Annotated in this window: 12 protein-coding genes; all 12 read right to left on the bottom strand. The window is 57.2% G+C overall.

Annotated features, from left to right (window positions below):
- Window positions 1-4: 4 nt before the first annotated feature.
- The 12 genes from GGD90_RS03320 to rfbA all read right to left on the bottom strand — a co-directional run bounded on the left by GGD90_RS03320 (window position 5) and on the right by rfbA (window position 11,887).
- The gene (locus GGD90_RS03320; protein WP_153115853.1) at window positions 5-691 is read right to left on the bottom strand and encodes a class I SAM-dependent methyltransferase; all 687 of its coding nucleotides are present in this window, start codon (window positions 689-691) and stop codon (window positions 5-7) included.
- 954 nt (window positions 692-1,645) lie between these two features.
- The gene (locus GGD90_RS03325; RefSeq protein ID WP_184414914.1) at window positions 1,646-2,530 is read right to left on the bottom strand and encodes a capsular polysaccharide export protein, LipB/KpsS family; all 885 of its coding nucleotides are present in this window, start codon (window positions 2,528-2,530) and stop codon (window positions 1,646-1,648) included.
- A gap of 40 nt (window positions 2,531-2,570) precedes the next feature.
- Entirely contained in the window at window positions 2,571-3,224 is a 654-nt protein-coding gene (locus GGD90_RS03330; RefSeq protein ID WP_153115855.1) for a hypothetical protein, read from the bottom strand.
- 8 nt (window positions 3,225-3,232) lie between these two features.
- A complete protein-coding gene (locus GGD90_RS03335; protein ID WP_153115856.1) occupies window positions 3,233-4,138 on the bottom strand; it encodes a class I SAM-dependent methyltransferase in 906 nt (301 codons plus the stop codon).
- A gap of 5 nt (window positions 4,139-4,143) precedes the next feature.
- Window positions 4,144-5,643: an N-acetylneuraminate synthase family protein gene (locus GGD90_RS03340; protein WP_153115857.1), complete on the bottom strand. Its 1,500-nt coding sequence runs from the start codon at window positions 5,641-5,643 to the stop codon at window positions 4,144-4,146.
- A gap of 101 nt (window positions 5,644-5,744) precedes the next feature.
- Window positions 5,745-6,770: an acylneuraminate cytidylyltransferase family protein gene (locus GGD90_RS03345; protein WP_153115858.1), complete on the bottom strand. Its 1,026-nt coding sequence runs from the start codon at window positions 6,768-6,770 to the stop codon at window positions 5,745-5,747.
- A 40-nt stretch (window positions 6,771-6,810) separates the two neighbouring features.
- Window positions 6,811-7,578: a class I SAM-dependent methyltransferase gene (locus GGD90_RS03350; protein WP_184414915.1), complete on the bottom strand. Its 768-nt coding sequence runs from the start codon at window positions 7,576-7,578 to the stop codon at window positions 6,811-6,813.
- Window positions 7,579-7,727: 149 nt separating this feature from the next.
- Window positions 7,728-8,822, bottom strand: a complete 1,095-nt coding sequence (gmd, locus tag GGD90_RS03355) for a GDP-mannose 4,6-dehydratase (protein WP_153115860.1) — start codon at window positions 8,820-8,822, stop codon at window positions 7,728-7,730.
- A gap of 11 nt (window positions 8,823-8,833) precedes the next feature.
- Window positions 8,834-9,817, bottom strand: coding sequence for a GDP-L-fucose synthase (gene fcl, locus GGD90_RS03360; protein WP_221227646.1), 984 nt, complete (start codon window positions 9,815-9,817; stop codon window positions 8,834-8,836).
- Window positions 9,814-10,266: a MarR family EPS-associated transcriptional regulator gene (locus GGD90_RS03365; protein ID WP_153115861.1), complete on the bottom strand. Its 453-nt coding sequence runs from the start codon at window positions 10,264-10,266 to the stop codon at window positions 9,814-9,816. Before GGD90_RS03365 ends, fcl begins: the two co-directional genes overlap by 4 nt.
- A gap of 185 nt (window positions 10,267-10,451) precedes the next feature.
- Complete coding sequence (rfbC, locus tag GGD90_RS03370; RefSeq protein WP_153115862.1) at window positions 10,452-10,994, bottom strand: dTDP-4-dehydrorhamnose 3,5-epimerase; 543 nt, start codon at window positions 10,992-10,994, stop codon at window positions 10,452-10,454.
- Window positions 10,991-11,887 carry a glucose-1-phosphate thymidylyltransferase RfbA gene (rfbA, locus tag GGD90_RS03375; RefSeq protein WP_153115863.1) on the bottom strand — a complete coding sequence of 299 codons (897 nt, stop codon included), beginning with the start codon at window positions 11,885-11,887 and terminating at the stop codon, window positions 10,991-10,993. Before rfbA ends, rfbC begins: the two co-directional genes overlap by 4 nt.
- Window positions 11,888-11,912: the final 25 nt, after the last annotated feature.

Below are 11,912 nucleotides of genomic sequence, written 5' to 3' on the forward strand. Positions count from 1 at the left end.
GACCTTAGTCGAGTAAGCCAATTGTTGCAGCGGCAGCGCCTAAGCGCTCACCAACGGCGCGCATTCGCGATAGCAATGGGTGAGCGTCTTGCCAGCGCAACAAAAAACGCTGCGTTTCACGAGCCAGTGACTCGTCCACAGGCCACGGCGCAGGCTCGCGCGCCGAGGCAGGTCGCCAAAGTGACTGAATCACGGGATTGAGCGCAACTCTTCCCCACCCAGCGCGATTCATCAACCGCTCCAGCGTTCTAGGGACAAAGGTGTAGGTATGCACCCCCTGCAGTGAGCGCATTAAGCGATCACGTATCGCAAATAGGTTCGGCACCTCGACAAACAAAACACCCTTATCAGTTAACAACGATCGAATTTGATGAAGCGTTTCTTGAGGGTCTAGAAAATGCTCAAGAACGTGGGACAAAAGGATCAGATCGGCCTTCTCGTTTGCAGCCAGCGCTGCGGACAAACCGCCCATACGCAAGTCGAGGCCTCGCTTGCTCCCTTCGTGAAGGTACTCCTCATCGTAATCGTATCCGCGTACGGCGCAGCCCGCATCTGCAAATGGCAAAAGGTTCCACCCTCCGCCGCACCCAATTTCAAGTACGCGCATGCCATCGAGAGCACCAAGATGGCGCCGCGCAAAACGAAAACGCCCTTTTGCCAGCGCCCCCTGAACATCATAGAGCGAAGACATCGAGTGTCCGGCACGCTCGTATATCCGCCGATAGTGAGTTTTATAGAAGTCTTCGGTCGAGTCGGCGTCAAGACGCGGGTCTGTTCTCAGCAGCCCACAGCGCAAACACAAAACGGTAGGGAATGGGAGCCGATAGCGGTCGACCCGTGCAACGATGCGGGCCGTATCGGAGCCGCAAAGGCACGGCCTGGACTCTAATCGATAGTGTCCAGAAGCCAAGGCCTCTACGACCTCACGACAGGCGGAAGCGCCCCTTTCCGTTGTCGGCACGGGGATCGGGCCGTGCGCCGACTGATAGTACTCGCCGAGCAACGGAGTCAATAGATTCGCCTCTATGCTGTTTTCTCCCTGATACGCCGAGCAGGGTTACCTGCCCAAACCTCCCCGTCACCTACAGTGCCGGTGACAACCGATCCAGCACCAACTATGGACTCTAAACCTACGCGCCCCCCCTTCAGAATCATCACGCCGGTACCGACAAAGGCTCGTTCGCCTATATCAACCGGGGCCGTTAGGGCACCCGGATTTCCCGGCAAGGCCCTTTCGTTCGCCAGGATCGAGTGGAAATCACTGTCTAGTATCTGGCAGCCTCCGCCAATCATTGCCCCGGCACCGATCCGGATGCGTTCGCGGCAAACGATCGTCGAACTTGAGATTCCACACCCATCCTCCAAAATGAGGACGCCCGCAGGACCTAGCGCAAGGATAAGGCGCCGATGGCCACCAACGGAATTAATCGCATGCCCTGAATGCAGCCTTACGTTCTTTCCAATAGAAAGCCGCCCGCGTGGGTCAAGGCGCCACACGACCGGTCCCGTTACCGTAACCCAGCCAGAGCAGGTCACCGCCGGATGCACCCTCAAAAACAGGTTAGCGACAACGCCCCACCAAATAAACCTCCAACGCTCCAATAGAACCTGACAACAACGCCATATGAAGCGCCAGAACCCCAAACTAGCCAACTTCGATTGCATCTGGCATGGGCTCCTCTCCGAGAAGAATGTCGTAAAACCGATCATGCTCGTCCTGAAAAGGCATCCGATTGATCAAGCAGGTTGCTGCACTGAAATCGGAACCGAACGCTGGAAAAGAAAAACCTTTGAACACTAGATAGAGATACCGCTTCCCAGCCAGTATCTGCTCCGAATCAGGGCGAGAGTAAAACCCCGACCATTTGTCGACCAAATTGAAATATTCCTCGACGGATGAAGGCTCATCCACGATACCAAAGCCCGCATATTTCGCGCGCGCTGCGACTGCGACGGACACTCCGCGAACGGTCATTTCCACCCCGGCAGTACTGAGCCACGCCAGACCCGCGCGCACAAAAGGCAGTAGAGAAAACGTATTGACTGGCGAGTCCCCATCGATCACAAGTATGTTATCCGCACCAGCTGCGTATTTCTTCGCCACGCTCCCCATCTTTACACTGCATTTGGCACCAACCCACTGCTCGGCGGGATGGGCGCGGACGATCAACTTGCTGGAGGAATGAGCCCGAAAGTGGTCACATACGGCACGAACCCAGGCCTCCTGGCTCTTGAAAATCGTCTCGCGCCGCAACATTGAACTGTCGCCAACGACATTCGGTGTGAGCAAAAAGATAGGCTCCGGACCAGCCACGAAGCGACCAACCTCCTCGGGAAGGGTAGCCGCTAATTTCTCGCGCTGTATGCGATAGAAGTTGTCGAGCCAGCTGGCATCACCAACATCTTGTCCGTCGAGAAACTTCAGATAGGAGTCGACGTCACGCTCTTTATCAGAAGTCCACGGCTCAAAATGTCTTAACCATCCAGCCACGTTGTACTCCAGAGCGGGCGCGTTCCGGTTGTAGATCATATGCCCTTCACGCCATGCCCAGCCTTCAACACACATCGTATCAACGCCGGCGCGAACTTCCTGCCGCGAGAACTCCTGGAGTAGTATCTATGAGGCCGCTATAACACCAGAGCCGATCGAAGCGATTTTCTGTAAGAAGCCTGTTGACCACCGCAGCAGCGAGCACCATATCGCCTCGGCGACGACGGCAACTGGCCCCATAACGCTTCTCATCACTGAGAACCTCCGCCTCTTCAACGTGATTGTCGTAGGCGACTGAGCTCGCAACATGAGCGGCGATTGAATTCAGCCAGACACTCAAGTCGTCTTGGCTTACGCACACATCTTCCAGGTAAACCACGTCAATTTCAGGAACCGACTCAAGCTGCCGAATCAGCCCGTGCCAGACCCAAGCTGGATATACCCGCCTGAAATCTTTCCTGACAACGAGAAGGGTTGGACGCCACCCGCGCAAAACCGCCATGCACGCGGCGTAAAGCGCCCATTCAATCCACGTTGCATTGCGGCTGGCAAGGATCAGAACCCTCCCGCGGACTCTGCCTCGCCAGGGATTGGCGCGCAACTGCACAGTCCATTGCGTGAGAGACTGCCGGATTGAACGCGAGCCGCGCCCTCCTAACGCGCGCAGGCCGGATTTTGTGGAGAAGAGCTTACCCACATGACGCATGCGAGCGAGAACAGTCTTTGGAGCCATCGGAACGCCTAGCGAAGTTTGGTCAGCAATACCGAAACAGCGCTGGCCGCCCCCGACTGTTCCAAACCTAAACGCCAAAGCTCGTCCATTGCGCCAACAACCCCCGGCATCAGAATATCGCCCTGGGGCCGCCGGTCACGCAACCAGTGGAGAGAATTGGAGAGAGAAAACTCCTGATGGTAACCGATCGCACTGACTTCCAATCCCGCATATTCCGCCACATTGGCGAGGCCCTTGCCACTGAAATACCAGGGGTGTGCTACGCGAAACCAGAAAGGCGCATAGTCTTCAAACAAGCAAGACAACAAGAAATCGTCAACATTTGGAGTTAATATGAATGCTCTTCCACCCACCGTGAGTAATTCTCCAATATCCCGAAGAAACGCCAGTGGATCTGGAACGTGCTCGATGACATGGAAACTCCACACCAAATCAACAGCCCCGCCAAAACTCCGCAGAGCTTCTGCGGTCGACATAAAAGGAGAATGCCCGCGAGCCGCCAGAGACGAATGGTAGCCGGAATAGGGTTCAATAGCCACGCGCTGCGCTGCAAAACCTGCCGAGAGGTCAAGCAGCGCACCGCCACCGCACCCAACGTCGGCTACCGTCATGCCCCGCTTTAAAACGCTCTTGAGAAGAGCGAATTGCTGAAGCGCCACCTTGTCATGCAGTTGAAAATATCTTTCGATGCCACCGTCACCATTTACTGAAACACGATAGTCATCGGACAAATAATCAGTCGATGGCATCGGATCGAGGAATGCCGTGCCGGATTTACCATCTCTCCATACTCGAAAATTTTCCGCTGTGGCAGCCCCATAAGCACCATTGCGGATCACTCCTTCATACATCAGCTCGTAAGATCCCGACAAAAAAGCGACGGGAGGTACGCAATCAGGGTAGCCAGGAGCCATGCCGATCACCACGCCTCAAGAATGGTCTTACGCTGCATGGGGTCGAGGCGCGAAATCAGCGGATCTTGATACTCGCTGTCACCGACAACATGTGTCGTAGATATCTCCTCGACGATACAGCCACTCTCCGTGGAAAATGCATGCCACTGACCGCGCTCGATCAGGAATGTTTCCCCTGGCGTCAGGCGACGAACCTCATTTCCATCAACGGTAATTTCGATATCACCGCTCAACAACTGAAAGGTCTCCTCCTTGATTAGGTGCCTATGGTTGGGGTGTCGCTGACCGGGAATCATAACCAATAGCTTCTTACAGTATTCCCGATTGACCACATTCACCAATACGCAGCCAACTTTGCGGAAATTCTCGACTCCAAAATGGTGCGACATTTCCACCAAAAAGCGATTACCTACTTCAATGCGCGCCTCCCGCAACATCGATTTCGCCTCCCGGATGATGCCGCGCACTTCGCTTACGGACGAGGGGCCACGTCTCTCCATCAGGGGCTCATCTACTGCGTATGCGCGCGTGGCCAAGATACCATCCTGATACTCCGAAGCGCTTGTCTGGCCGACTGCGCACGGAAAGGCGAAATAAACTTCGCTTGAGGTTAACGCGTCTCCTTTCTTAACCGAACTCCGAACGAAAGCGCCTCTGCGCAGCGAGCGCAGTGACTCAGCCTCGCTACTTGAGATGTCCTTCTCCCCCCCCTCTCTGCCCCCAATCCGAAGAGCCGCCAATGCTGCCTCAACCCAGCGCTCAACTTGCTGAGGCGACATCGAATACGCGTTCAGGCTAACTTTATCGGTAGGCAAGCCGACATGGCGCTCGAGAATCCGGGCGCCCTTCGCAATTGCGCACATGACCACGCTCGTATCGTCGGGGGCCTCATGACCAGAATACCCAACCTCATAGCGACGAAAACGCTGCTGCAACCGCTTCATGACATTCAGATTAATCAACTCTGGTGGAGTCGGATAGACTCCGACGCAATGGAGTATGGATAAAGATACGACGTTCCGATGCTCCAAAAATGTTACCACCTGATCGATTTCGTCAAGACTCAAACCACCGGTCGACAGGATTACGGGTTTTTTTGCAGCAACGATTGCAGAGAGCAAGGGCCAGTCATTCGCACTACAACTTGCCACTTTGATGATTTCAACCCCATGACTAACAAGATCGGCAACCGATTGCTCGTCGAACGGCGTACAAACGACGGTCATGCCCTCTGCGCGCACAGCCTCGACCATGGCTTTATAGCCATCTTTTGCCATGCGGGTTTCACGAAAGCGAACGACATGCTTCTGCTCGCCGGTTGCCGCACTCGGGTGTATAAACGAATCAAGGTCTCTGTACTGAAACTTAACCCCTGCACGAATTCCAAATTTCCTGGAAATTTCGCCCATCGCCTCGATTATTCGTAGACCATGCCCAAGATCTCCCTGGTGGTTATTAGCCATTTCAAATATGAAGAACGGGGGGCGCTCGGAAAAATCATTCATTTATTCAGACCTATTAATATGTCGGCGCCACGGATATAAACCAGAGCAACGCCGTTGAACCCGGAAATAATTCTGTGAGTACGGACAATCAGCCAATTCAATCAAAGAGGCGTGGTCGATATCCAACTCGACAAATCTGAAACAGACATCATCCTGTCATCCACGTAAAAGTCCGCAGCGGGCTTGCCGAAGCGGAGATCATGATATTTGACGCCCCATGAGCTCATCTGCCCCCTAGTCAAATCAACCCAATCGCGCCCAGTCGCCGACCCTCGAGCCGTAAAAAGAACGATCTTGTTACCCAAGTCGTACAGTCTGTTGATCAAGGCAATATTATCGTCCAGCGGGAATGCGCGTTCATAATCATTCGCAGGAGCGAGTGTAGCAATGACGCCATCGATATCGAAAACGAACGTTCTCCCTGTCGGCATTTCCTCTCGCAGGAGAAGTGCCGCCACTGCTCGATCGAGCTCTTCCGTGGTGTCCACATCATAGAAATCTCGCATCGGAAAAGCGCCGATTTTCTGCCCGGTCATTGATCGGAGGTCGATAATCGTTCGCGGCCGCGTGACGTCGATTGCCGCATTTTGCAACCAAACCTGAGGCAGAGCTTGTCTTGGATGATTCCAAGCCTCCTCAACTCCGCATTCGGCGAATGGTTGCAGCATGCCATCCTGAATATTCCACATTTTGAAAGGGGGGTGGGGGGCTGGCGCAACAGAGCGAACAGAGTCCCATTCCGGATGTTCCTCGAGCAAGAAGACTGCGGCATCGATATCTTCTGGACGACGCACTGGATGGGTCGGCCTAAGATGGATAATGATATCGGGAGCCCAGCCTTCGTTATTCTTAAACCATTCCAGCGCGTGTTTGAAAACATCGAGGTCGGTTGAAAGGTCCCCACTGATAGCCTCGGGACGCAAAAATGGAGCCTCGGCTCCCAACCCTTCCGCGAGTTGTGCATATTCCGCGGAATCGGTACTCACCACAACGCGGGAAACAGACTTTGCGGATAATGCTTGATCGATTGAGTATTGAATCAGCGGCTTTCCAAAGACGCTCCTCACGTTTTTGTGACGAATGCTCTTCGAACCAGAGCGCGCGGGTATCAGCGCAAGTACTTTCATTTGTACCGAAATTCCATAAGTTAGAGGGGCAAGGCGCCAGTTAAGCACAGCGCGCAATAATTACTCTGTTTGCGCGCTTCCTGACTAACCATATCAGCAGGCGCTGACCCAATGAATACGTCGCGACCGTCTTAATCAAGCCCCCCAGGGGCGACGGCGACTGGTCAAGCCTCGACAACAACCAGCTTAGCTCCCGTGATTCAAAACCGTCGAAATGGCCAAGAAATGCCGCATCTACTTCGCGGTCACTGCGGTATCGGGTGCAACGTCTCAAGTAGTCACGCTTACGACCGGCGCAAACCCAGGCCGACACTCCATCCTCGACGCACCCGAAGCCACATGCAAAGCACAGGAAAATATAGGCGCGCTGAAGACCGAACATGTCGGGCACGAGATGGGCAAATGGCATGCGCAAGTGTCCTTCCCACCAAGTGCCCTTAGTTGGGAAAATGCACAGAACCCAACCGCCAGGACGAACTACTCGTGCCAGTTCTGCCAGAACCGTTTCGAGGCTATCGACGTGCTCAAGAACCTCGTTACTAACCGCCGCGCCGAAATATGACGGGGGAAAAGGGATCCTGTCGCCTTCAAGCTCGAAAATGCGACGCCCTAACAAGCTCGTGACCAGCACTGCCCCCTTGCGTTTCCCGCCATCGTAGAAGGAATCTACTCCATAAAAATCGACGCCTCTTGCCATAGCGCCAGCGACCATTGCCCCGTCGCCGCAACCGTAGTCCAGTATAGCGCCATGCGACTCGGCCTCAGCCACATCCAGCAGGAATCGGTGATTGAAGTGTAGTTTTGTCATGTTGTCAGCCGTTGCAATTGCAGCAAACTGCCGCCCCCAAAGCGGAGTTACGCCGGAGTACAAAACACACTTAACGGGTTTACGCACAACCCTCTGAAGGCTCTCCGAAGCGCGAGGTACAACAGGGAGCAGCATGGGAAGGGCACCACTCATTCAAAACGGTTGAAGGCGGCGAAGCCGTTCTTCTTGACCAGTTCGTCACGCTCGGCGCTCTTGATGTCCTCACGCACCATCTCTGCGACGAGTTCTTCGAAACTGGTTTTCGGCGCCCAACCGAGCTTGACTTTAGCCTTGGAAGGGTCGCCGAGCAGCGTTTCGACTTCGGTTGGGCGAAAGTAGCGCGGATCAACCTTGACGACCACCCGGCCGTTCGGGTCGGTACCGATTTCTTCGACGCCCTCTCCTTGCCAGCTGATTCGAACGCCCAACTCCCCGGCAGCCGCGTTAACGAAGTCGCGCACACTGTGTTGCACCCCCGTGGCGATGACGAAGTCTTCGGGTTTGTCCTGCTGTAGCATCAGCCACTGCATTTCCACATAGTCTTTGGCGTGGCCCCAGTCGCGCTTGGCGTCCATGTTGCCCAAGAAAAGGCAGTCTTGCAGCCCTAGCTTGATGCGCGCCAAGGCGCGGGTGATCTTGCGGGTGACGAAGGTTTCTCCGCGGACGGGGCTTTCGTGGTTGAACAGAATACCGTTGCAGGCGTAGATGCCGTAGGCCTCGCGGTAGTTGACGGTGATCCAGTAGGCGTAAAGCTTGGCTACCGCGTAGGGGCTGCGCGGGTAAAAGGGGGTGGTTTCCTTCTGGGGGATTTCCTGCACCAAGCCGTAGAGCTCGCTGGTGCTGGCCTGGTAGAAACGAGTTTTCTTCTCCAGACCTAGGATACGGATGGCCTCCAGTATGCGCAGGGCGCCTAGAGCATCGGAGTTGGCAGTGTATTCGGGCTCCTCGAAGCTCACGGCCACGTGGCTTTGGGCGGCGAGGTTGTAGACCTCGTCGGGCTGGGTCTGCTGGATGATGCGGATGAGGCTGGAGGAGTCCGTCAGGTCACCGTGGTGCAGAAAGAAGCGCACGCCTTGCTCGTGCCGGTCGCGGTAGAGGTGATCGATGCGGTCGGTGTTGAACAGACTGGTGCGGCGCTTGATGCCGTGGACGATGTAGCCCTTGCCCAGCAGGAATTCGGCGAGGTAGGCGCCGTCCTGCCCGGTGATACCGGTGATGAGGGCGACTTTGGGTTGTTCTGTCATTCTTTGATCCTTCAAGGATGTGCCGCGCAGTTCTGCAGGAAGTCTCTGTAGGCATTTTTCAGGCCGACCTCCAACCCCATCTGGGCCCGCCAGCCCAGTGCATTGAGGCGGCTGCTGTCCATCAGCTTGCGCGAGGTGCCGTCTGGCTTGCTCGGATCGAAGGTGATTTCGCCTTCGTAGCCGACCACCTCTGCAACTGAGCGTGCAAGCTCGGCGATCGTGACGTCCTCGCCGTAGCCGACGTTGATGTGGCTCTGCATCGGCCGAGTGTGCTGATGGTAAATATCGGCAGGGAGATTCATCACGTGCACGCTGGCGGCAGCCATGTCGTCGACGTAGAGAAACTCTCGCCGCGGAGTGCCGGTACCCCAGATCGCAACGCTGGGCGCCCGACCCAGCTTGGCTTCGTGGAATCGCCGGATCAGCGCCGGGATGACGTGGCTGTTTTCCGGGTGGTAGTTGTCGCCAGGACCGTAGAGGTTGGTCGGCATTACGCTGCGGTAGTCGATGCCGTAGCTTTCGCCGTACTGGCGGTTGTAGCTCTCGCACAGTTTGATGCCGGCTATCTTGGCGATGGCGTACGGTTCGTTGGTGGCTTCAAGCGTTCCGGTGAGCAAGGCCTCTTCGCACATCGGCTGCGCGGCTAGCTTGGGGTAGATGCAACTGCTGCCGAGGAACAGCAGTTTCCTGACGCCGTTGCGGAAAGCCGCGTCGATGATGTTGGCCTCGATCATCAGGTTTTCGTAGATGAACTGCGCAGGGTAGGTGTTGTTGGCGTGGATGCCGCCGACTTTGGCAGCAGCCAGATAGACCTGATCTGGCTTTTCTTGGGTGAAGAAGCCGCGAACCGCCGACTGGTCGGTCAAATCGAGTTCTGCATGCGTGCGCCCAACGATGCGCTCCGCTGGCTGCCCTTGGGCAAGCAAGTGGCGGACGATCGCTGAACCAACCATGCCACGATGGCCGGCAACGTAAATCTTGGGGCTTGGGATCAAGGTTTTGCTCCTGTGAGACTGGCAAAACCGGGGACAGCCGCCGCTTTTCCGGATCTTTCAGCAAAGACCGAGCTCGCGGTCTGTTCTTCGGTGGCTACGCGCGTCGCAGAAGAAACATCCTGCGCATCCAAAGCCACCTGACGACGCAGCAAAGCGATCTCATTGCCCAAGCTCTCATACTCGGCCTCCTTGCGCGCAAGGTAGGCGCTGGCAAGACGCAGTTTTTCGGCAACGCCCACAGGAGTAAGAAGGTAGAGGTAGCCGAGTTTGTTGTCGTTGCGGCGGAAGTTGCTCGCCTTGATCAGCCCCTTTTCCGCCAACGCCTTCATCAGATAGTGCGTTTTACCTAGGCTGACACCGAGTTCGCGCGCCAACTCGCGCAACGACAGCTGCGGCTGTTGCGCGAGACTTTCGAGCACCTTTAAATGGGCGATTTCGTGGGGCGACACGGGGGGAGCTAGCGTTCAGCAGGTGCGTTCAGAAGTTGAACGCTGATGGTAACGACATGGCACGCTGCATGCAAGGTGGATTTCTGGCGCAGCAGGCGCTCTGCGCGAGCAACTTAAGGCCATCAAATCGACACATCTTCGGGCAAGGACTCGCATTCCTTCGCGCCAACAATCGCCAGAATTGTTCAGAGGCCTGCCGTCCGCAAGCCCGGCGCCACCGCATCCTTCGCCGACAGCGTCGGCGCCCCGGCAAGTGGCCAGTCGATCGCCAGCTCCGGATCGTTCCAGGCGATCGCCCGCTCAAGCTCCGGCGCCCAGTAGTCGGTCGTCTTGTAGAGGAACTCGGCCGTTTCGGAGATGACCAGAAAGCCATGCGCGAAGCCGGGCGGAATCCACAGCTGACGGCGATTGTCCGCGGAGAGCACGGCGCCCGCCCAGCGTCCGAAGTTCGGCGAATCGCGGCGGATATCGACGGCCACGTCGAACACCTCGCCGGTGACGACCCGCACCAGCTTGCCCTGCGCCTTCGGCGGCAACTGGTAGTGCAGCCCGCGCAGGACGCCGCGCGCGCTCTTCGAGTGGTTGTCCTGGACGAAATCGACGGCGGCGCCGACCGCTTCGGCGAAGGCGCGGCAGTTGAAGCTCTCGTAGAAAAAGCCGCGTGCGTCACCGAACACCTTCGGTTCGATCAACAGCACCTCGGGCAGGGATAGCGGCGTCGCCTTCATCCGAACACCTTTTCCTGCAACAGGCCGAGCAGGTAGCGCCCGTAGCCCGACTTCGCCAGCGGCTGCGCCAGCGCGGTGAGCTGCGCGTCGTCGATCCAGCCGTGGCGCCAGACGATCTCCTCGGGCGCGGCGACTTTCAGCCCCTGGCGCTTCTCCAGCGTGGCGATGAACTGCGAGGCTTCGAGCATCGACTCGTGCGTGCCGGTGTCGAGCCAGGCGTAGCCGCGACCCATGGTTTCGACATTGAGCTTGCCAGCGTCGAGATAACGCCGGTTGAGGTCGGTGATCTCGAGTTCGCCACGCGCGGACGGAAGGATCGCCTTGGCGTGCGCGACGACGTCGCTGTCGTAGAAATAGAGGCCGGTAACGGCGTAGCGCGACTTCGGCTGCGCCGGCTTTTCTTCGAGGCTGACCGCCTGCCCGACGGCGTCGAACTCGACGACGCCGTAGCGCTCTGGATCGGTCACCGCGTAGGCAAAGACGGTGGCGCCAGCTTCGCGCGCGCTGGCGCGCTGCAGCAGCGCGGCGAAGTCATGGCCGTAGAAGATGTTGTCTCCGAGCACCAGCGCCGACGGCGCGCCGGCGAGAAAGTCCTCACCGATGAGGAAAGCCTGCGCCAGACCGTCGGGCGATGGCTGCACGGCGTACGAGAGCCGGATTCCCCACTGCGCACCGTCGCCGAGCAGCTGCGCGAAGCGCGGCGTGTCCTGCGGCGTCGAGATGATCAGGATGTCGCGAATCCCCGCCAGCAGCAGCGCCGACAGCGGGTAGTAGATCATCGGCTTGTCGAAGATCGGCAGCAGCTGCTTCGACACCGCCTGCGTCGCCGGATAGAGGCGGGTGCCGGAGCCACCGGCGAGGATGATGCCTTTGCGGGGAAGTGCGTCGGTCACGTGGGCAAGCTCCGTCGTTCGGTTG

Origin of the sequence: Rhodocyclus tenuis (genome assembly GCF_014197755.1) — a bacterium.
In the GTDB taxonomy this organism is placed as follows: Bacteria; Pseudomonadota; Gammaproteobacteria; order Burkholderiales; family Rhodocyclaceae; genus Rhodocyclus; species Rhodocyclus tenuis.

Coding starts and splice junctions, on each gene's coding strand:
- GGD90_RS03340 (WP_153115857.1), bottom strand. CDS start 5,643: ATGAATGATTTTTCCGAGCGCCCCCCGTTCTTCATATTTGAAATGGCT.
- GGD90_RS03345 (WP_153115858.1), bottom strand. CDS start 6,770: ATGAAAGTACTTGCGCTGATACCCGCGCGCTCTGGTTCGAAGAGCATT.
- rfbC (WP_153115862.1), bottom strand. CDS start 10,994: ATGAAGGCGACGCCGCTATCCCTGCCCGAGGTGCTGTTGATCGAACCG.
- GGD90_RS03335 (WP_153115856.1), bottom strand. CDS start 4,138: ATGGCTCCTGGCTACCCTGATTGCGTACCTCCCGTCGCTTTTTTGTCG.
- GGD90_RS03330 (WP_153115855.1), bottom strand. CDS start 3,224: ATGGCTCCAAAGACTGTTCTCGCTCGCATGCGTCATGTGGGTAAGCTC.
- GGD90_RS03320 (WP_153115853.1), bottom strand. CDS start 691: ATGTCTTCGCTCTATGATGTTCAGGGGGCGCTGGCAAAAGGGCGTTTT.
- gmd (WP_153115860.1), bottom strand. CDS start 8,822: ATGACAGAACAACCCAAAGTCGCCCTCATCACCGGTATCACCGGGCAG.
- GGD90_RS03350 (WP_184414915.1), bottom strand. CDS start 7,578: ATGACAAAACTACACTTCAATCACCGATTCCTGCTGGATGTGGCTGAG.
- GGD90_RS03325 (WP_184414914.1), bottom strand. CDS start 2,530: ATGATCTACAACCGGAACGCGCCCGCTCTGGAGTACAACGTGGCTGGA.